This window comes from Bradyrhizobium sp. USDA 3315 (assembly GCF_054056795.1).
Window position 1 is genome coordinate 6,253,276 of the sequence record NZ_JBSRYP010000001.1, and the last position, 17,766, is coordinate 6,271,041.

21 protein-coding genes are annotated in these 17,766 nt (G+C 65.0%); 15 read left to right on the plus strand and 6 right to left on the minus strand.

Going from position 1 to position 17,766, the window contains the following annotated elements:
• Positions 1 to 34 precede the first annotated feature (34 nt).
• Positions 35 to 1,282 carry a glycerophosphodiester phosphodiesterase family protein gene (locus tag ACVIYL_RS29145; RefSeq protein WP_253608237.1) on the minus strand — a complete coding sequence of 416 codons (1,248 nt, stop codon included), beginning with the start codon at positions 1,280 to 1,282 and terminating at the stop codon, positions 35 to 37.
• Positions 1,283 to 1,378: 96 nt separating this feature from the next.
• On the opposite strand from ACVIYL_RS29145, the gene ACVIYL_RS29150 reads away from it, so the two are divergent.
• Together ACVIYL_RS29150 and ACVIYL_RS29155 are read left to right on the plus strand one after the other, a co-directional pair.
• Positions 1,379 to 1,696 carry a hypothetical protein gene (locus ACVIYL_RS29150; protein WP_253608238.1) on the plus strand — a complete coding sequence of 106 codons (318 nt, stop codon included), beginning with the start codon at positions 1,379 to 1,381 and terminating at the stop codon, positions 1,694 to 1,696.
• A gap of 134 nt (positions 1,697 to 1,830) precedes the next feature.
• Positions 1,831 to 2,127, plus strand: a complete 297-nt coding sequence (locus tag ACVIYL_RS29155) for a twin-arginine translocation signal domain-containing protein (RefSeq protein WP_253608239.1) — start codon at positions 1,831 to 1,833, stop codon at positions 2,125 to 2,127.
• Positions 2,128 to 2,196: 69 nt separating this feature from the next.
• Here the strand turns inward: ACVIYL_RS29155 and ACVIYL_RS29160 are convergent, their stop codons facing one another.
• Positions 2,197 to 2,460, minus strand: a complete 264-nt coding sequence (locus ACVIYL_RS29160) for a GCG_CRPN prefix-to-repeats domain-containing protein (RefSeq protein WP_028338226.1) — start codon at positions 2,458 to 2,460, stop codon at positions 2,197 to 2,199.
• Here ACVIYL_RS29160 and ACVIYL_RS29165 point away from each other — a divergent pair.
• The gene (locus ACVIYL_RS29165; RefSeq protein WP_256520351.1) at positions 2,459 to 2,584 is read left to right on the plus strand and encodes a hypothetical protein; all 126 of its coding nucleotides are present in this window, start codon (positions 2,459 to 2,461) and stop codon (positions 2,582 to 2,584) included. The genes ACVIYL_RS29160 and ACVIYL_RS29165 overlap by 2 nt on opposite strands.
• A 179-nt stretch (positions 2,585 to 2,763) precedes the next feature.
• Here the strand turns inward: ACVIYL_RS29165 and ACVIYL_RS29170 are convergent, their stop codons facing one another.
• Positions 2,764 to 3,459, minus strand: coding sequence for an ArsR/SmtB family transcription factor (locus ACVIYL_RS29170; protein ID WP_253608240.1), 696 nt, complete (start codon positions 3,457 to 3,459; stop codon positions 2,764 to 2,766).
• A 117-nt stretch (positions 3,460 to 3,576) separates the two neighbouring features.
• On the opposite strand from ACVIYL_RS29170, the gene ACVIYL_RS29175 reads away from it, so the two are divergent.
• The 3 genes from ACVIYL_RS29175 to ACVIYL_RS29185 are packed head-to-tail and all read left to right on the plus strand — an operon-like array spanning position 3,577 to position 5,144.
• Positions 3,577 to 3,885: an NIPSNAP family protein gene (locus tag ACVIYL_RS29175; protein WP_050384507.1), complete on the plus strand. Its 309-nt coding sequence runs from the start codon at positions 3,577 to 3,579 to the stop codon at positions 3,883 to 3,885.
• Positions 3,886 to 3,918: 33 nt separating this feature from the next.
• Positions 3,919 to 4,269 carry an antibiotic biosynthesis monooxygenase family protein gene (locus tag ACVIYL_RS29180; protein WP_253608241.1) on the plus strand — a complete coding sequence of 117 codons (351 nt, stop codon included), beginning with the start codon at positions 3,919 to 3,921 and terminating at the stop codon, positions 4,267 to 4,269.
• A gap of 56 nt (positions 4,270 to 4,325) precedes the next feature.
• Positions 4,326 to 5,144, plus strand: a complete 819-nt coding sequence (locus tag ACVIYL_RS29185; protein ID WP_253608242.1) for an isocitrate lyase/PEP mutase family protein — start codon at positions 4,326 to 4,328, stop codon at positions 5,142 to 5,144.
• Between the two features lie 66 nt (positions 5,145 to 5,210).
• Here ACVIYL_RS29185 and ACVIYL_RS29190 read toward each other — a convergent pair whose 3' ends face one another.
• Complete coding sequence (locus ACVIYL_RS29190; protein WP_229158975.1) at positions 5,211 to 5,651, minus strand: hypothetical protein; 441 nt, start codon at positions 5,649 to 5,651, stop codon at positions 5,211 to 5,213.
• A gap of 144 nt (positions 5,652 to 5,795) precedes the next feature.
• Between ACVIYL_RS29190 and ACVIYL_RS29195 the strand changes: the two genes are divergently transcribed.
• Positions 5,796 to 6,437, plus strand: a complete 642-nt coding sequence (locus ACVIYL_RS29195) for a trimeric intracellular cation channel family protein (RefSeq protein ID WP_225646193.1) — start codon at positions 5,796 to 5,798, stop codon at positions 6,435 to 6,437.
• Positions 6,438 to 6,441: 4 nt separating this feature from the next.
• Here ACVIYL_RS29195 and ACVIYL_RS29200 read toward each other — a convergent pair whose 3' ends face one another.
• On the minus strand, positions 6,442 to 7,668 hold the full coding sequence (locus tag ACVIYL_RS29200) for a c-type cytochrome (protein WP_456780398.1): 1,227 nt from the start codon (positions 7,666 to 7,668) through the stop codon (positions 6,442 to 6,444).
• A gap of 233 nt (positions 7,669 to 7,901) precedes the next feature.
• Between ACVIYL_RS29200 and ACVIYL_RS29205 the strand changes: the two genes are divergently transcribed.
• The 5 genes from ACVIYL_RS29205 (at position 7,902) to ACVIYL_RS29225 (ending at position 14,787) form a co-directional block, all read left to right on the plus strand.
• Complete coding sequence (locus ACVIYL_RS29205) at positions 7,902 to 11,396, plus strand: indolepyruvate ferredoxin oxidoreductase family protein (protein ID WP_253608243.1); 3,495 nt, start codon at positions 7,902 to 7,904, stop codon at positions 11,394 to 11,396.
• A gap of 3 nt (positions 11,397 to 11,399) precedes the next feature.
• Positions 11,400 to 11,903 carry a DUF4262 domain-containing protein gene (locus tag ACVIYL_RS29210; RefSeq protein WP_253608244.1) on the plus strand — a complete coding sequence of 168 codons (504 nt, stop codon included), beginning with the start codon at positions 11,400 to 11,402 and terminating at the stop codon, positions 11,901 to 11,903.
• Between the two features lie 268 nt (positions 11,904 to 12,171).
• A complete protein-coding gene (locus tag ACVIYL_RS29215; RefSeq protein WP_225646197.1) occupies positions 12,172 to 13,329 on the plus strand; it encodes a thiolase domain-containing protein in 1,158 nt (385 codons plus the stop codon).
• Positions 13,329 to 13,718, plus strand: coding sequence for a Zn-ribbon domain-containing OB-fold protein (locus ACVIYL_RS29220; protein ID WP_076831312.1), 390 nt, complete (start codon positions 13,329 to 13,331; stop codon positions 13,716 to 13,718). Before ACVIYL_RS29215 ends, ACVIYL_RS29220 begins: the two co-directional genes overlap by 1 nt.
• A 208-nt stretch (positions 13,719 to 13,926) precedes the next feature.
• Positions 13,927 to 14,787 carry a MaoC family dehydratase gene (locus tag ACVIYL_RS29225; RefSeq protein ID WP_229158984.1) on the plus strand — a complete coding sequence of 287 codons (861 nt, stop codon included), beginning with the start codon at positions 13,927 to 13,929 and terminating at the stop codon, positions 14,785 to 14,787.
• Positions 14,788 to 14,794: 7 nt separating this feature from the next.
• Here the strand turns inward: ACVIYL_RS29225 and ACVIYL_RS29230 are convergent, their stop codons facing one another.
• Complete coding sequence (locus tag ACVIYL_RS29230) at positions 14,795 to 14,917, minus strand: hypothetical protein (RefSeq protein WP_256558704.1); 123 nt, start codon at positions 14,915 to 14,917, stop codon at positions 14,795 to 14,797.
• Between ACVIYL_RS29230 and ACVIYL_RS29235 the strand changes: the two genes are divergently transcribed.
• From ACVIYL_RS29235 to ACVIYL_RS29245, 3 genes are all read left to right on the plus strand, one after another.
• The gene (locus tag ACVIYL_RS29235; protein WP_076831307.1) at positions 14,916 to 15,797 is read left to right on the plus strand and encodes an SDR family oxidoreductase; all 882 of its coding nucleotides are present in this window, start codon (positions 14,916 to 14,918) and stop codon (positions 15,795 to 15,797) included. The two genes, ACVIYL_RS29230 and ACVIYL_RS29235, sit on opposite strands and share 2 nt — an antisense overlap.
• Positions 15,798 to 15,892: 95 nt before the next feature.
• Positions 15,893 to 16,849 (plus strand): dihydrodipicolinate synthase family protein, encoded by a 957-nt coding sequence (locus tag ACVIYL_RS29240; RefSeq protein WP_018272087.1) that lies wholly within the window; start codon positions 15,893 to 15,895, stop codon positions 16,847 to 16,849.
• 2 nt (positions 16,850 to 16,851) lie between these two features.
• Positions 16,852 to 17,652 (plus strand): NUDIX hydrolase, encoded by an 801-nt coding sequence (locus ACVIYL_RS29245; protein ID WP_253608245.1) that lies wholly within the window; start codon positions 16,852 to 16,854, stop codon positions 17,650 to 17,652.
• The last annotated feature ends 114 nt before the right edge of the window (positions 17,653 to 17,766 follow it).

The window sequence follows — 17,766 nt, forward strand, 5'->3', positions numbered from 1 at the left end:
GCGGGACAGCCGTAACGCGCCGCCCGGCAAGACCTCACTTCATCCCCATGCAGTTCGCATAGAATGTGGTCGTCGCCGGCCAGTCGGAGAACATCGCGCGGACGCCGACCTGTCTTGCCAGCACGTCGAGCACGGTCAGCGTGTCGCCGTCGCGGTCGATCGCAGCCTTCACCGACTTGTGGTAGAACGCACCGCCTCGGTTGAGCGGCCCGTCGCGCTCCAGCGACCAGCCGATCAGATCGAGGCCGGCGGCCTTTGCCGCCCTGGCGTAAGCCGACGGGACGATCTCGCCCTTGTCGTTCAGCGCCAGCATCGCGAAGATCGGCGGCCCCAGGATCGCGACGCCGGAGGCCTTCAATTCCTGCATCGACGGCTTCCAGGTCTCCGGCCGGTTCGGATCGAGGCCTGCTTTCTCGTAGCGGTCCTCGAGATAGAGCGCCTGGCCGGCAAAGTCGGGTTCGGTCTTCACCCAATAGAGGATGTCCTTGAGGCTGAAGCTCTGCGGGAACACGTCGCTCGGCGGAATGCCGGCGGCCTTGTAGGCGGCGAGCATCTGGCTCGCATATGTTTCCTGGGTGTAGTCGCCGTCGAACGGCATCGCCACCTCCGGCGCCTTCAGCTCGGGCGTGAATTTTGCGCCGAGACTTTTGATCAAGGCGATGCTCTCGTCATGGCTCATCAGCGTGCCGGAATTGGCGTAGAGGTCGGTGCGCCAGCGCGGCGTGCCGTTCTGGTACCCCTCGGGCGTCCTCGCATCCGGATTGAAGCCGTCCATTTTCGCGGTGAGCCGCTTGAATTCGGCGAGCGTGATGTCGCTGGTGCAGCATTTCGCCGAGGCCTTCCTGCCGGCGGCCGGATCGGCCGGGCTGAAGGGTTGCGTGCATTTTGCGGCGAGATCCGGCACCGTCAGGATGTTGGTCGTGGTGTGCAGGTCGCATTGCGAGTGCCGGCACACCAGCTGGCGATCCCGCGTGAAGGTGACGTCGCATTCGATCACGCCGGCGCCCATCCGCGCGGCGGCGAGATAGGATTCCCGGCTATGCTCGGGGAATTGCAGCGCGGCGCCGCGGTGGCCGATCGAAAAGTCGGTCTTGTGGAACGGCCCGGTGCATTGGCTGAGCTGCTGCTTCAGGGGCCCGTCCTTCATCCTGTCGACCAGATAGAACGGGCGCGGCCCGAGCTGTGCGTCGCGCGGTAGCGCGATCTCCCCGGCGGCAGCCGGCAGCGCGGCGCCGAGGGCGAGCAGGAACGAGAGCAGCGCGGTGCGGTGACGGGCAAGCATGGGTGATCCCGCTGATTGGGCATTGTCAGCAGGCCGACATATCACGGAGCATGTGCCGGCCGCCTGTGCGAAATGAAACCATGGAGAGGAAAACCAATGCCGGCAGCCTATTTCGTCGTCCGCGCCACCGTCACGGACGCCGCCCGGCGTGCCGCCTTCGACGCCTGGTATTCGCGCGCGCATCTGCCGGACGCGATGAAATCGTTCGGCGCCGAGCGCGCCTGGCGATGCTGGAGCCTGAGCGATCCCTCGCTGCACCAGGCGACCAGTCAGTTCGCCGACGAGAAGGCGCTCGAGCGCGCGGTGAGCAGTGAGGACATGAAGCGGCTGGTCGCCGACTTCAACCGTGACTGGCCGGAGGTGACGCGCACGCGCGATCTCCTGGTGCTGGCGGAGGAGGCGACGGCGGCATGATGGTTGCGTGACGTCACGACGTCGACAACCCTCGAGTTCCATGAAACGTGAACGCGCGGTTCAGCGAGCGTTCAGCTCGCGAGGCAAAAACTCGCTGCTGCAGTTGGTCCAACTCAGCAACAAAGGGAACGCTCATGGAACGCCGGGATTTTCTGAAGATGGCCTTCGGTGTCGCCGCCGGAGCCGTCACCTTCGCAGCGCCGGCGCAGGCGGCGCCGCTCGCGCCGCTTCCTCTCAACCAGGATGCACGCGCGCCGGCGGCTGGCGACGCGCATCCGGCCGTCACCACGGGTGACGAGGTCGGCCGCATGAAGCCCGAGGAGGTACGCTGGCATCATCGCCATTGGGGTTGGCGTCACCGGCACTGGCACCGCAGGCATTGGGGCTGGCGTCGCCACCATTGGCGCCGTCATCACTGGCGCCGCTGGTGATGTCGACTCCATGACGAAAAGAAAAACCCCGCGCCAGGCGGGGTTTTGTTAGTTCGGAATCTGCCGCGATCAGATCGGGCGGCAACGGCCGTAGCGCCAGACAAAGCCGTACGGGCAGGCGCGGACACGCGGCGCCACCACGACGGGGCGCTCGACCACGACCGGCGGGCGCACGACAACGGCCCCCGGCGCGACGACGACGCCGCGATTCCTGACGCAGCCGCCATAGGGGCCACGGTGCCAGCCGGGGCCGCAGCCACCGGCCGCATCAGCGGCGCTGATGCCGGCGAATGCGGTCGTCACCAGAACTGCTGCAGCAAAAAGATACTTCATGTCTTCTCCTTTTTTATTTTGGGCCGCGCTGCGGCACCGCAACAAACTTTCGTCTACCGATTCGCCCGGCCGGATCATTGCAGAAGGCGTGCCCGATGTCGCCGACCATAATGTTGCGGCCTGAATGCGACATGAATGTTGCAGCTCACAGCTGCGTCAGCACGCCGCAAGCCGGCTCAGCATCACTTCGAAATATTTCGCGGACGCGGGCAGCCGCGCGCTCATGGCGAGCGTACGAAAATACATCGGAAGGCGAGGCAAGCGAGACCGGCGGTTCATCGACGCTTGCCCGAAGGCGCGCCGCTATTGGTCCGGGCCGAACAGCGCAGCGAATCGCTTCTCGCCGTTGCGCGAAAAATTGACCACGCGGCTGCCCGGCGCAGGGTCGCGTGCGGCCCATTTCAGTTCGGTGAAGCGGTCCATCATGGCAGCACCGAGCGTGCCGGCGAGATGATGCCGTCGCTCGCTCCAGTCGAGGCAGGCCTTGCACACCGGCCGGCGCGGATGCGTCAGCGCATCGGCGTCGATCTGCAGCTCCTCGGCCATGAAGCGCTTGCCTTCGCCGGTGAGCTCGATCGCTTGCTTGCTCTGGCGGACCAGCTTCTGCCGCTTCATGCTGTCGAGCATCTGCACGCCGAGATCGCCGGCGAGATGGTCGTAGCAGATGCGGGCGCGGCGCAGCGCCGGATCCTTCGGCCCGGTGCGCACCCGCATATGGCCGGCGCGAGCGGCAATGCCCTGCAGGCCTTCCAGCACGTCGGCGACGTCGGGGTCGGAGAGGCGGTAGTAGCGGTGGCGGCCCTGCTTCTCGGGCTCGATCAGCCCGCCGACCTCGAGCTTGGAGAGATGCGAGCTCGCCGTCTGCGGCGTGATGCCGGCCTCCTGCGCCAGCTCGCTCGCGGTCAGCGCGCGGCCGGTCATCAGCGCGGTCAGCATGTTGCAGCGTGCGGGATCGCCGACCAGAGCGGCGATCCGGGAGATATCGGGTCCTGCTTTCATAGTTCGATGATAGACGAAGCATCGAGGTCGGACAAGCCGCTATTGTTCACCGTGCCGTCATTGCGAGGATTGCTTCGCTGACGCTCGCAACAACGGAAACATGACCGGAGGCCATCAATGACCGTCACCGTTTTCATCCGCTACCAGCTCGATCCATTCAAGCGCGCGATGTTCGAGGAGTATTCGAGAAACTGGCTCTCGATCATCCCGCGCTGCGGCGGCGACCTCATCGGCTACTGGATGCCGCATGAGGGAACCAACAACATCGCCTTCGCGCTGATCTCGTTCGACAGCCTTGCCGCCTATGAGGCCTATCGCGCACGGCTGCGCCAGGACAAGGAGGGCGTGGCGAACTTCAACTTCGCGGAAGAAAACCGCTTCATCCTCGCCGAGGAACGGACATTTCTCCGCAAGGTCGAGGTATAGTAGGGCCACAACAGCAATGTGCGGGAGGCGCCCATGATCGCAGTGATCTTCGAAGTCTGGCCCAAGCCTGAGCAACGGGATCTCTATTTCGACCTCGCCGCCGAGCTGAAGCCGATCCTGCAGGAGATCGACGGCTTCATCTCGGTCGAGCGGTTCGAGAGCATTACCGAGAAGGGCAAGTTCGTGTCGCTGTCATTCTTTCGCGACGAGGCTGCGGTGGACGCCTGGCGCAACACGATCGAACATCGCCGGACCCAGGCCAAGGGCCGCGCGCGGATTTTCGAGAACTACCGGCTGCGGGTGGCAAGCGTGATCCGTGATTACGGCCTGAACGAACGCGATCAGGCGCCGAAGGACAGCCGCGCGGCGCATGAGCCGCACTAGCGAGCGGATGCGTGGGTGCCTATCTGTGCGCGGCCAATGACTCTAGGGAGCGACCAATGCCACTGCCAACTGCTGACAAACGCGCCGCCTTCAGGAAGCTGCATGAGAGCGGCTGCTTCATCATTCCGAATCCGTTCGATGTCGGCAGCGCCCGCGCCTTGCAGCATCTCGGCTTCAAGGCGCTGGCGTCGACCAGCGCGGGCTTTGCATGGACCATCGCCAAGGCCGACAACCGCGTCACCGTCGATGACGTCTGCGACCACCTGACCGCACTGTGCGCGGCGGTCGATATTCCCGTCAATGCGGATTTCGAGGGCGGCTTCGCGGTCGAGCCCGACAGGGTTGCCGCCAATGTCGCGCGCGGCGTCAAGACCGGCGTCGCCGGGCTTTCCATTGAGGATTCCACCGGAGACGCCGCCAACCCGCTGTTCGAGCACAAGCTTGCGGTGGAGCGCATCAAGGCGGCGCGCAAGGCCATCGATGCCGACAACAGCGGTGTGTTGCTCACCGGCCGCTGTGAGGCATTCCTGTGGGGCAAGAAGGACCTCAATCTGGTGATCGAACGGCTGCAGGCCTATTCGGAAGCAGGAGCGGACGTCCTTTATTCGCCGGGCATCGCGACCAAGGAGGAGATTTCCGCGGTTGTGAAGGCGGTGGCGCCAAAGCCGGTCAATCTGTTGATCGGCGGCGCGTCGGAGCTGACGCTGCAATCGGTCGCCGATCTCGGCGTGCGCCGGATCAGCGTCGGCGGAGCGCTTGCTCGGATGGCCTGGACCGGCGTGATGAAGGCGGCCAAGGAGATGGCCGAGAAGGGCACCTTCACGGAATTCGCCAACGGCTATCCCGGCGGCGAGCTCAACAAGATGTTCAAGTAGACTCACACGCAAAAAAGCAGCGGGCCGCCGGGGCCCGCTGCTTCGTCGCTCACGATAGCGAGCGGATTACTTGTTCTTGTCGCCGGTCGAGTCGGACGGCGCCGCCGAGCGGTCGATGTCCTGTCCGGTCGGCTTGTTGGCCGACGGAGAGGCCGGCTGCGCAGGTGCCGCGCCCGTGGTCGTGCCGGGCTGGCTGTTCGGCTTCGGCGTCACGTCGCGCATGCCCGGAGGCGGCGCGGCCGGATTGGCCGGCTGCTGCTGCGCGGTCTGCGCTGACGGCGTGGTACCCGCCTCATGCACCGAGGTATTGTTCAAGCCGTAGAACAACGCACCGAGCACCACGGCCACCGCGACTGCGAACATCGCGATCTTGGTGGTGCTGGCCGGTCCCTCCTGGAGTTCCGGGTCCGGCTGCAGCTCGTTGTCCAGGCTGTTGAAGCGCGCCTGACGGCGCATTTCGTCCTCGGTCAGGTTGGCGCGATACGGATCGTCAGGTTGATGGGTCATTGCAAAGTTCCTCCGTTAGCACCTGAAAGCTAAACGCAGAGGACAATGGCTGGCGCGCGAGGATGTTCCGCGCCAATGTTGCAACCTGTTCATGCAGGAACCGCCGATTCCTCGGGTTCCAACCTGTTTCATGAGGCCTTTTCAATGTGGACCATGCCGCCCACCGATTCGGTGCTGCACTTGCTCTCGTTCATTGCGGTTGCGGCGCAGTCGATGACGGCGGCGCTGGCGGCAGGCAGGCGCAGCATGGACTGGGCCGGCGTCTGCATGCTCGGCGCGATCACCGCGCTCGGCGGCGGCACCATCCGCGACGTGCTGCTCGGACATTATCCGCTGCTCTGGGTCGCGCACCCGATCTACCTTGCGGTCGCCGCGGCGGGCGCCTTCGCCACCATCCTCCTGGCGCGGCTGGTGCACCGGCTCAACCTCGCATTCCTGGTGCTCGATGCGATCGGACTTGTGGTGTTCACCATGGCCGGTTGCGACGTGGCCTCGCAAATCGACGTCCCGCTGCCGATCGTGATCGTCGCCGGCATGATCACCGGCTGCGCCGGCGGCGTGCTGCGCGACATCCTCTGCAACGAGGTGCCGCTGTTGTTTCGCAGCGAGCTCTACGCCAGCGTCTCCGTGGTGACCGGACTGTTTTATGTGACCGGCTCCGGGCTGCAGGTGAACGCCCAGCTCTGGACCGCGCTGACCTTCGCACTCGGGCTGACGTTCCGCATGCTCGCGATCCGCTACCGATGGGAGATGCCGAAATTCGTGTTCAGCGACGAGGAGCGCTGAACGGCTATTTCGCCGTCCGCGCCTTGGCGACCTCGTCCGCGGTGACGGCCGGCGCCGCGTTGCCCCAGGCATTGCGGATGTAGGTCGCAACGTCCGCGACCTCCTGGTCGGTGAGCTTGGGATAGGCCGGCATCGAGCCGCCGTTCGGGGCGCGCAGCGTGGTCACGGTCTGTGCGCCGTCGAGGATGATGCGCAGCGTGCTTGCCGGATTGGCCGATTGCAGATTGGCGTTGCCGGGCAGCGGCGGATAGATCCGCGGCGCGCCGGAGCCGTCGAGCTCATGGCAGGCGATGCAGGCCCCGCGGTAGATGCGTTCGCCATTGCTCATCTGCGCCGGCGAGGGCGGGGTGACCTCCGGCTCCGGCGCGCCGGCGGGCAGGTCCTTCAGATAGACCGCAATGGCGCGCACGTCGGCGTCGCTCATCTTCGAGGTCGAATTGAGCACCACCTCGGACATCAGGGGGCCGGCATGGCTGTGCACGTTGCGGCCGCTCTGCAGATATTCGGCGATGTCAGCGACGCTCCATGATTTCAGCCCGCTGCGCGCTGCGCCATGGAGCCTTGGCGCGAACATGCCTTGCACCGTGCTGCCACTGAGCGCCTGGTCACGCCTGTCGGCGCCGAAGGCGTTCTTGGGCGTGTGGCAGGCGCCGCAATGGGCGAGGGCCTCGACGAGATAGCGTCCGCGATTCCATTCCGTACCCTTGCCCTGGTCCGGCTGGATGATGCCCGGCGTGAAGAACAGTGCGTTCCACGCCCGCATCAGCACGCGGTAGTTCAATGGCCAGCACAGCTCCGGCGGCGGCGCCTTGTTGCTGACCGGCGCCAGCGTCGCGAGATAGGCACGGATCGCCAGGATGTCGTCGCGGATCAGCTTCGTGAAATAGGGGTAGGGGAAGGCGGGATAATAATGCGCGCCGCTCGGCGCGACGCCGATCCGCAGCGCGCGCAGGAAATCGTCGTCGCTCCAGCCGCCGATGCCGGTATCGCGGTCGGGGGTGAGGTTCGGCGAGAACACCGCACCGAACGGCGTGTCGATCCGCTTCCCCCCGGCAAAAGGCTTTGCCGGATCGGCCGTGTGGCAGCTGGCGCAGTCGCCGGCGATCGTGAGCGCCTTGCCGCGGGCGATGACGTCGTCGGTCGGCGCGGCGGCACATTCGCGGGTCGCGAGCGCGCCGCACAACAGCGCTGCAACCAGAATCGCACCCGTCGTTCGAAATCGTCGCCGCATCCGATCACCTTCCGGTCCACAAGACGCGTCACGCCATTTCGCCACGGGCCTGTCCTGCGACAGAAACCGAAACGGCCCTGCAATATTCCCGGCACGAAATTGCGATTTTTGAGCGATGGGCCTGGTCGCCCAGAATTGTGCTGCGCGGGCCGGAAAATCCGACATAGACTGGTTCTAACAAGCTCGGATGACTAGCTAAAAGCAGTCGTCGCGACCAGCGAAAAGAGGGCTAAATGGGAATCAACCAAGGGCCTATCAGCCTCGACCAGAAATACACCCAGGACACCGGCCACGTTTTCATGACCGGCATCCAGGCGCTGGTCCGCCTGCCGATGGCGCAGATCAGGCGCGACCGCGCCGCGGGCCTCAACACGGCAGGCTTCATCTCCGGCTATCGCGGTTCCCCCCTCGGCGGCTACGACCAGCAGCTGTTCGCCGCCCGCAAGCATCTCGAGCAGTACAACATTAAATTCCAGCCCGGCGTGAACGAGGACCTCGCGGCCACCGCGATCTGGGGCTCGCAGCAGCTCGCCCTGTCGCCGGGCGCCAAATATGATGGCGCGGTCGGCATTTGGTACGGCAAGGGCCCCGGCGTCGACCGCTGCGGCGACGTGTTCCGCCACGGCAATGCGGCCGGCTCCGCCAAGCATGGCGGCGTGCTCTGCCTTGCCGGCGATGACCATGGCGCGAAATCCTCCACCGTCCCGCATCAGTCCGACCACGCCTTCATCTCCGCGCTGATGCCCTACCTCTACCCCTCCAGCATCCATGAAATGATCGAGATGGGCCTCCTGGGTATCGCGATGTCGCGCTACTCCGGCTGCTGGGTCGGCATGAAGGTGATCACCGAGACGGTCGAGACGACCGCCGAGATCGACCTCACCGACGAGATGACGCCGTTCATCATTCCGACCGATTTCGAATTGCCGCCGGGCGGCCTCAACATCCGCTGGCCCGACGACCGCTTCGAGCAGGACCGGCGGTTGCAGGACTACAAGGGCTTTGCCGCGATCGCCTTCGCCCGCGCCAACAAGGTCAACCGCGTCACGATGGATTCGCCGAACGCGCGCTACGGCATCATGGCCTCGGGCAAGAGCTACGAGGACATCCGCCAGGCGTTGCGCGAGCTCGGCATCACGCCCGAGATCGCCGCCAAGATCGGCATCCGCCTCTACAAGATCGGCATGCCCTGGCCGCTGGAGCCGGAAGGCGTGCGCAACTTCGCGGTCGGCCTCGAGGAGATCTTCATTGTCGAGGAACGCCGCGAGATCGTCGAGAACCAGGTCAAGCAGGAGCTGTTCAACTGGCGCGACGACGTGCGTCCGCGCATCGTCGGCAAGATGGACGATCACGACAAGCGCTTCCTGACCTTCGCCGCCGAGCTCAGCGTGGCCTCGCTTGCGAGCTCGCTCACCGAACGGCTGCTTCGACTTAATCTCAATCCTGAAATCGCCGAGATGCTGCGCGCCAAGGCCGACTGGTTCAACGGCCGTCAGTCGACGCAGATGCAGGCGACCGCGCCTGTCAGCCGCACGCCGTATTTCTGCTCGGGCTGCCCGCACAACACCTCGACCAAGGTGCCGGAAGGCAGCCGCGCGCTGGCAGGCATCGGCTGCCACTTCATGGCACTGTGGATGAACCGGTCAACCGAGACCTTCACCCATATGGGCGGCGAGGGCGTGCCGTGGGTCGGCATCGCGCCGTTCACCAACGAGAACCACATCTTCGCCAATCTCGGCGACGGCACCTATTTCCACTCCGGCATTCTCGCGATCCGCCAGTCGATCGCTTCCAAGGCCAACATCACCTACAAGATCCTGTACAACGACGCGGTCGCCATGACCGGCGGCCAGCGCCACGACGGCGATCTCTCGCCGCAGCAGATCACCTTCCAGCTCCATGCCGAAGGCATCCGCGAGATCTATCTGGTCTCGGAGAATCCGGACGCCTATCCGGCCGATACGATCGCGCCCGGCGTCAAGCTGTATCACCGCGACGAGCTCGAGAACGTCCAGAAGATGTGCCGCGACACCAAGGGCACGTCGGCGATCGTGTTCGTGCAGACCTGCGCCGCCGAAAAGCGCCGTCGCCGCAAGCGCGGCCTGATGGAGGATCCGCGGCGCCGCGTGCTGATCAATCCCGCGGTCTGCGAAGGCTGCGGCGACTGCTCGGTGCAGTCGAACTGCATCTCGGTCGAGCCGCTGGAGACGGAGCTCGGGCGCAAGCGCACCATCAACCAGTCGACCTGCAACAAGGACTATTCCTGCCTGAAGGGTTTTTGCCCGTCCTTCGTCACGGTCGACGGCGGCAAGCTCAGGCGGCGCGCGCCGCCCGAGCTCGGCAGCATCGATAATCTGCCCGAGCCGGCCTCCAAGCCCGCGCTCGACCGGCCCTACAACATCGCGGTCGGCGGCGTCGGCGGCACCGGCGTGCTGACGATCGGCGCGCTGCTCGGCATGGCGGCCCATATCGAGGGCAAGGCCTCGATGATCCTCGACATGTCAGGTCTCGCGCAAAAGGGCGGCGCGGTGCTGAGCCACGTCCGGCTCTCCGAGCACACCGCCGACGTGACCTGCTCGCGCATCGTGACCGGAACGGCCGATCTGGTGCTTGCGGCCGACGAGGTCGTGGCGGCGTCGAAGGACACCATCACGCTGTGCGATGCGAGCCGCACCGTCGGCATCATCAACAGCCACGTGATCCCGACCGCGGACTTCATCCTGAACCGCGACTTCAACTTCCAGAGCCGCAAGGTCAACACCGTGCTGGAGACCGAGCTGCGCAAGGACTCCGCCTTCTTCGACTTCACCAAGCCGGCCGAGGCGCTGCTCGGTGACTCCATCGCCACCAACATCATGATGATGGGCTTTGCCTATCAGCGCGGGTTGCTGCCGCTGTCGGCGGAGGCGATTCTGCAGGCGATCGAGGTTAACGGCGTCTCGATCAAGATGAACACGCAGGCGTTCCAGCTCGGTCGCCTGGCCGCGGCCGATCCGGCGCGCCTCGCCGCGATGATGAAGGGGCAGGATGACGACGTAGCCCCGGTCAAGTCGCTGGATGCGATGTCGCTCGACGAGATCATTACTCACCGTATCGCGCTTCTGACGGACTATCAGAGCGCGCGTTTGGCAAAACGCTACCGCAAGCTGGTCGACCAGGTGCGCGATGCCGCCACCAAGGGCGGCTATGGCGAGGCGCTGCCGCGCGCGGTCGCGATCAACTACGCAAAGCTGCTCGCCTACAAGGACGAGTATGAGGTGGCGCGCCTGTTCACCGACGGCCGCTTCGAGAAGCAGCTGCGCGATCAGTTCGAGGGCGAGTTCAAGTTCAACTTCAATCTGGCGCCGCCGATCCTCGGCGGCGGCCTCGACGCGCAGGGCCGGCCGAAGAAGCGCGCCTTCGGTTCGTGGATGATGTCGGCCTTCAGGGTGCTGGCAAGATTCCGCTTCCTGCGCGGCACGCCGCTCGACATCTTCGGCTACAACGCCGACCGCAAGCTGGAGCGCGATCTGATCGCGGGCTACGAGAAGGATGTCGCGACCGTGCTGAACCTGCTGTCGCCACTCAACCACGATATTGCGGTCGAATTGCTGGCGCTGCCCGATCGCATCCGCGGCTACGGTCCGGTGAAGGACATGGCGATCAAGGAAGCGAAGGTTCGCTACGCGCAACTCGCCGCCGACCTCGCCAACCCGCCGCCCGCGCCGCGGCAGATGGCGGCGGAGTAGGGGGTGTTCACAGCGCTCGATGCTGCTCCGGAGCGGCTCGACAAACACGAGCAGAACTTCGTCGAGCGGATCCGACGACATGGTTGGTTCGGTACGCATGTCGCATCGGACGACGTAGGCCCGGGCTTCTCGTACACCACCGGATTTTGGCTGAAATTCAAGCTTCCGGAATTGATCCTGTTCTCAATGTCGATGGAGAACGCCCAGGATACATTCTGGCACATCTATCGCGAACTCGAGGCTGGACGACGGTTTCCCGTTGGCGAGCTAACGGAAGAGATATTCGAGAATGCCTCCGCGGTGCTGCTCCCGGTCGCTGTCGAGCATTATCGATCCCATCTCGGGTGGAGCAGATGGTTTTACGGAAACGACAACTTTGAATGCCACCAGATCATATTCCCGGATCGAGGCGGAGAGTTTCCGTGGGCGCCGGGGTCATCGGACGAGTTTAGGTCGGCGCAGCCGGACTTGACCGCTGGCAATCGGTCCGGGCTGCGCGATCGATAGCGTGCCACAAATTCGGTGTCGTCCCGGCGAAGGCCGGGACCCATAACCACCGTCGTTCGCTGTTGCGCGACGATGGGGCCACAGCGCACTCTCACCACACAATCCTGTGGTTATGGGTCCCGGCCTTCGCCGGGACGACAACTGTGTTTTTGGCGCGCGCACTGTGCACATGCTGCAGTCTCGCCTGACGGAATATTTCCGCGCTTGCCAAGGTCGCGTCGTCGGTTCAGAAAAACGCTCGAGCGAAGAAACGCCAGCGGAGAGCGATTTGACCATCAAGGGCAAGGCCTACATTGCCGGGATCTACGAACATCCCACCCGGCACGCACCCGATAAATCAACAGCACAGCTGCACGCCGAGGTCGCCAAGGGCGCGATCGAGGATGCCGGGCTCACCAAGGACGATATCGACGGCTATTTCTGCGCCGGCGACGCGCCGGGCGGGCTGTGGCCGATGGTCGATTATCTCGGCCTCAACACCAAGAAGCTGCGTCATGTCGACTCCACCGAGACCGGTGGCTGTTCCTATCTGATCCATCTCGGCCACGCCGCCGAGGCGATCGCCGCGGGCAAATGCTCGGTCGCGCTGGTCACGCTGGCGGGCAAACCGCGCACCGGCCCGATGCCGCCGCGCGCGTCGGGCGCCGAGGCCGATTTCGAATCCGCCTACGGGGCTACCACGCACAATGCCTATGGCATGTGTGCCATGCGCCATATGCACGACTACGGCACCACCTCCGAACAGCTCGCCTGGATCAAGGTCGCCGCCTCGCATCACGCGCAATACAATCCGCATGCGATGCTGAAGGAGGTCGTCACCGTCGAGGACGTGCTGAACTCGCCGATGATCTCCGATCCGCTGCATCGCATGGATTGCTGCGTCGTCACCGACGGCGGCGGCGCGATGATCGTCACGACGCCCGAGATCGCCAAGAGCCTGAAGAAGCCGCTGGTGCGCCTGATCGGCCATGGCGAGGCGATGAAGGGCCCGCGTGGCGGCAAGGATCTCGACCTGACTTATTCCGCCGGCGTGTGGTCCGGTCCGCGCGCCTTCGAGGAAGCGGGCGTGACGCCGAAGGACATCAAATACGCCTCGATCTATGACAGCTTCACCATCACGGTGCTGATGCAGCTCGAGGATCTCGGCTTCTGCAAGAAGGGCGAGGGCGGCAAGTTCGTCGCCGACGGCAATCTGATCTCGGGCGTCGGCAAGCTGCCGTTCAACACCGATGGCGGCGGCCTGTGCAGCAACCATCCCGTCAATCGCGGCGGCATGACGAAGATCCTCGAGGCTGTGCGCCAGTTGCGCGGCGAGGCGCATCCGAAGGTGCAGGTGAAGAACTGCGACCTCGCGATCGCCCACGGCACCGGCGGTCTGCTCGGCGTTCGCCACGCCGCCTCAACCTGCATTCTGGAGCGTGCGTGATGTCTGAAGCGAAGAAGTACAATGCCCCGGTGACCAATCCGGAGACCGCGCCGTTCTGGGAAGCGGCGAAGGCGGGCAAGTTCATGATCAAGCGCTGCAACACCTGCGGCGAGGCGCACTACTTCCCGCGCGCGATCTGCCCGTTCTGTTTCTCCGACAAGACGGTGTGGGAAGAGTCGAGCGGCGAGGCCACGGTCTACACCTACAGCCTGATGCGCAAATCGCCGACCGGTCCCTATGCGATCGCCTATGTGACGCTGAAGGAAGGTCCGTCGCTGCAGACCAACATCGTCGATTGCGATCTGGAGAAGGTGAAGATCGGCCAGAAGGTGAAGGTGGTGTGGAAGCCGACCGACGGCGCCCCGCTGCCGTTCTTCACGCCGGCCTGATTTTACCCTCTCCCTTGTGGGAGAGGGTGCCTTCGCTGAAAGCGAAGGCGGGTGAGGGGTCTCTCTCCGCGTAGAGAATCTCTCTGTGGCGCGAACCCCTCACCGAAACGAGTTTGAGACGACTGCCGGTGCTGCCCTCTCCCACAAGGGGAGAGGGCGCAGCAATGGGCACCGTGCCGTTAAGAATACATTCGGGGAGAAGACAACAATGCCGATCGTGTACGAACAGCTGATGACCCTGAAGAATCTCGGCCAGAAATACAGCTACAGCGACCGCGACGTGATGCTCTATGCCTATGGCATCGGCTTGGGGGCCGATCCGATGGACGAGAACGAGCTCGCCTTCGTCAATGAGGGCGTGCTGACGCCGCGCCCGCTCAAGGTGGTGCCGACGTTTGCCTCGGTCGCGGCCTGGGGCGCCGGTCCCGGCGAGATGAATCTCAACCGCGTCATGGTGGTCGACGGCGAGCGCGACATCACCTTCCACAAGCCGTTCGCGACCGCCGCGCACATCACGGCCGACTCGACCGTGCTCGACGTGTTCGACAAGGGCAAGGACAAGGGCGCGGTGATCCGCCACCAGACCGTGCTGAAGGACGAAAAGGGCGAGAAGCTCGCGACGCTGGTCGCCTCGCGCTTCGCCCGCGGCGATGGCGGCTTCGGCGGCCCGTCCGACGGCCAGCCCGAGCCGCACAAGGTGCCGGAGCGCGCGCCGGACAAGGTCGTCGACATCACGACGCGGCCCGACCAGGCGCTGGTCTATCGGTTGTGCGGCGACCGCAACCCGCTGCATTCCGATCCGGAGTTCGCCAAGAAGGCCGGCTTCCCGCGGCCGATCCTGCACGGCATGTGCACCTACGGCATCACCTGCCGCGGCGTGCTGCAGACCTATGCCGACTACGATCCGTCCGCCTTCAAGCAGCACGTGGCGCGGTTCTCCTCGCCGGTGTTCCCCGGTGAGACCGTGACCATGGAGCTGTGGAAGGACGGCAATGTGGTGTCGTTCGAGGCCAAGGTGAAGTCGCGCGGCGTCACCGTGATCAAGAGCGGCAAGACGGTGCTGGCGTAGTTTTCCGTCATTCCGGGGCGATGCGAAGCATCGAACCCGGAATCTCGCGCCACAACTTCTGGGTTCCGGGTTCGCGCTGCGCGCGCCCCGGAATGACGGCAATCAAGAACAAAACGGAGAAAACAACCATGGGATTACTCGACGGCAAGGTTGCGCTGATCACGGGCGCCGGCGGCGGGCTTGGTGAAGCCTATGCGAAGCTGTTTGCGCGCGAGGGCGCGGCCGTGGTGGTCAACGATCTCGGCGGCCCGCGCGACGGCTCGGGCTCCGACAAGTCGATGGCCGACAAGGTGGTCGACGCGATCAAGGCCGAGGGCGGCCGCGCCGTCGCCAACGGCGCCGACATCTCGACGCTCGCCGGCGGCCAGTCGGTGTTCGACGACGCCATCAAGCATTTCGGCCGCGCCGACATCTTGGTCAACAATGCCGGCATCCTGCTCGACGAGACCTTCCACAAGGCCAAGGAAGCGAACTGGGACAAGGTGATGAAGGTGCACCTCAAGGGCACCTTCTGCTGCACCCAGCCGGTGTTCAAATGGATGCGTGACAATGGCGGCGGCGTCATCGTCAACACGTCCTCGACCTCGGGCCTGATCGGCAATTTCGGCCAGACCAATTACGGCGCCGCCAAGGGCGGCATCTGGGGCCTCTCCAACGTGCTGGCGATCGAGGGCCGCAAGTACAACATCCGGATCTGGACCCTGGCGCCGGGCGCGCTGACCCGCATGACCGCGGACCTGCCGCGCTACAAGGAGAACCCGGGTGCGGCGCTCGGGCCCGATGGCATCGCGCCGGCCGTGCTCTACATGGTCAGCGATCTCTCGGGCGACCAGACCGGCAAGGTGCTTGGCGTCTCCGGCCCGCGCGGCGTCCGCGAGATGCGGATGATGGAAATGGAGGGCTGGACGCCGCCATTCACGGGATGGAAGGCGGAGGACATCGTCACCCACGCCAAGGAGATCTTCTTCTCCGAGGAAGAGATCAAGAAGTCGGCGCGGCGGTTCAAGTAAGGATTGGCACCCGCGACTGCGGGGACGGCTTCCCGATGCGCAATGGCGCATCGGGAAATGACGCTGTATAGAGGGCGGAAACAGACGAGGCACCCATGACCAAACTCACCGCCCAGGCCGCCGGAACCTTTGCGATCGCGCCGACCCCGTTCCACGACGACGGCCGCATCGACGAGGCATCGATCGACCGGCTGACCGATTTCTATACCGATGTCGGCTGCGACGGCGTCACCGTGCTCGGCATCCTGGGCGAGGCGCCGAAGCTCGACGCCGCGGAGGCCGAGCAGGTCGCGCTGCGCTTCGTCAAGCGCGCCAAGAAGCTCCAGGTCATCGTCGGTGTCTCGGCGCCGGGCTTTGCCACGATGCGCTCGCTGGCGAAGAAGTCGATGGATGCGGGCGCCGCCGGCGTCATGATCGCGCCGCCGCCGCATCTGCGTACCGACGACCAGATCATCGGCTATTTCAAGCAGGCGCAGGAAGCGATCGGCGACGATATTCCCTGGGTGCTGCAGGACTATCCGCTGACGCTGACCGTCGTGTTCACGCCGGCCGTGATCCGCAAGATCGTGATGGATTCGCCGTCCTGCGTGATGCTCAAGCACGAGGACTGGCCGGGCCTGGAGAAGATTTCGACCTTGCGCAACTTCCAGAAGGACGGCTCGCTGCGGCCGCTGTCGATCCTGGTCGGCAATGGCGGCCTTTTCCTCGATTTCGAGATGGAGCGCGGCGCCGATGGTGCGATGACCGGCTATGCCTTCCCCGAACTGCTGATCGACGTCGTCAACCTGTCCAAGGCGGGAAAACGCGATGCGGCGCATGATCTGTTCGACGCGCATCTGCCGCTGATCCGCTACGAGCAGCAGCCCGGCGTCGGTCTCACCGTGCGCAAATACGTGCTGCAGAAGCGCGGCATCATCTCCTCCAGCGCGCAGCGCAAGCCCGGAGCTGTCATCACGCCGCAGGCAAGGGCGGAGGTCGACTATCTCTTGTCCCGTGTGGCGCGCGTCGACCGCCGCGCCAATCTGCAACCGCAATCCAGTGCAGCAGGCTAATCATGACCGAGATCGTTGCCCCGCGCCTTGCGTCGACCGTGCTGCTGCTGCGTGACGGCAGCTCATCGGGCGAAATCGAAGTCTTCATGATGGTCCGCCATCACCAGATCGAGTTCAACTCGGGTGCGCTGGTGTTTCCGGGCGGCAGCGTCGACAAGAACGACAAGGAGATCGCCGCCGATCCCGCGCTCTATTCCGGCGGCGAAGGGCTCGACGGCGACGCGCTCGGCTTCCGCATCGCGGCGATCCGCGAGACCTTCGAGGAGAGCGGCATCCTGCTGGCGCGGCCGGTAGGCTCGAAAGACCTGGTCGATGCGAAGCGCGCGAACGAGATCGCGACCGCGCATCGCACGGCGCTGAACGAAGGCAAGATCAGCTTCCTCAAGGTGCTGACCGACAACGGCATGGTGCTCGCGCTCGATGAACTCGTGCCGTATGCGCACTGGATCACGCCGGAGGGCATGCCGAAGCGCTTCGACACCTGGTTCTTCCTGGCCGCCGCGCCGCCCGAGCAGCTCGGCGCCCATGACGGCAAGGAATCGACCGACTCGATCTGGGTGTCGACGCGCGAGGCGCTGGAGGGCGGCGAGAGCGGCCGCTTCAAGCTGCCGTTCCCGACCACGCGCAATTTGATCAGGCTCGGCAAGCAGCCGAACGTCAGCGCCGCGCTCGCCGACAGCAAGGGCAAGTCGATTGTCGCCGTAATGCCCATGATGACCAAGACCGCCACCGGCCGCCAGCTCCGCATCCCCAAGGAAGCGGGGTACGATGGCGAGGTGTTCGACGTCGGGACGCTGGGGTAGGTCCGTCGTCCTGAGAGACGGCGAGTGCGTGACTCACAGGCAGCGCTATGTCGTCCCGGCGAAGGCCGGGACCCATAACCACCGAACTGCATTGCTGCGCGACGCCGAGGCTGC

Bases quoted from the DNA above. Each gene is read 5' to 3' on its own strand.
- ACVIYL_RS29145 (WP_253608237.1), bottom strand. From the start codon at position 1,282: ATGCTTGCCCGTCACCGCACCGCGCTGCTCTCGTTCCTGCTCGCCCTC.
- ACVIYL_RS29150 (WP_253608238.1), top strand. From the start codon at position 1,379: ATGCCGGCAGCCTATTTCGTCGTCCGCGCCACCGTCACGGACGCCGCC.
- ACVIYL_RS29155 (WP_253608239.1), top strand. From the start codon at position 1,831: ATGGAACGCCGGGATTTTCTGAAGATGGCCTTCGGTGTCGCCGCCGGA.
- ACVIYL_RS29165 (WP_256520351.1), top strand. From the start codon at position 2,459: ATGTCTTCTCCTTTTTTATTTTGGGCCGCGCTGCGGCACCGCAACAAA.
- ACVIYL_RS29160 (WP_028338226.1), bottom strand. From the start codon at position 2,460: ATGAAGTATCTTTTTGCTGCAGCAGTTCTGGTGACGACCGCATTCGCC.
- ACVIYL_RS29170 (WP_253608240.1), bottom strand. From the start codon at position 3,459: ATGAAAGCAGGACCCGATATCTCCCGGATCGCCGCTCTGGTCGGCGAT.
- ACVIYL_RS29175 (WP_050384507.1), top strand. From the start codon at position 3,577: ATGACCGTCACCGTTTTCATCCGCTACCAGCTCGATCCATTCAAGCGC.
- ACVIYL_RS29180 (WP_253608241.1), top strand. From the start codon at position 3,919: ATGATCGCAGTGATCTTCGAAGTCTGGCCCAAGCCTGAGCAACGGGAT.
- ACVIYL_RS29185 (WP_253608242.1), top strand. From the start codon at position 4,326: ATGCCACTGCCAACTGCTGACAAACGCGCCGCCTTCAGGAAGCTGCAT.
- ACVIYL_RS29190 (WP_229158975.1), bottom strand. From the start codon at position 5,651: ATGACCCATCAACCTGACGATCCGTATCGCGCCAACCTGACCGAGGAC.
- ACVIYL_RS29195 (WP_225646193.1), top strand. From the start codon at position 5,796: ATGTGGACCATGCCGCCCACCGATTCGGTGCTGCACTTGCTCTCGTTC.
- ACVIYL_RS29200 (WP_456780398.1), bottom strand. From the start codon at position 7,668: ATGCGGCGACGATTTCGAACGACGGGTGCGATTCTGGTTGCAGCGCTG.
- ACVIYL_RS29205 (WP_253608243.1), top strand. From the start codon at position 7,902: ATGGGAATCAACCAAGGGCCTATCAGCCTCGACCAGAAATACACCCAG.
- ACVIYL_RS29220 (WP_076831312.1), top strand. From the start codon at position 13,329: ATGTCTGAAGCGAAGAAGTACAATGCCCCGGTGACCAATCCGGAGACC.
- ACVIYL_RS29225 (WP_229158984.1), top strand. From the start codon at position 13,927: ATGCCGATCGTGTACGAACAGCTGATGACCCTGAAGAATCTCGGCCAG.
- ACVIYL_RS29235 (WP_076831307.1), top strand. From the start codon at position 14,916: ATGGGATTACTCGACGGCAAGGTTGCGCTGATCACGGGCGCCGGCGGC.
- ACVIYL_RS29230 (WP_256558704.1), bottom strand. From the start codon at position 14,917: ATGGTTGTTTTCTCCGTTTTGTTCTTGATTGCCGTCATTCCGGGGCGC.
- ACVIYL_RS29240 (WP_018272087.1), top strand. From the start codon at position 15,893: ATGACCAAACTCACCGCCCAGGCCGCCGGAACCTTTGCGATCGCGCCG.
- ACVIYL_RS29245 (WP_253608245.1), top strand. From the start codon at position 16,852: ATGACCGAGATCGTTGCCCCGCGCCTTGCGTCGACCGTGCTGCTGCTG.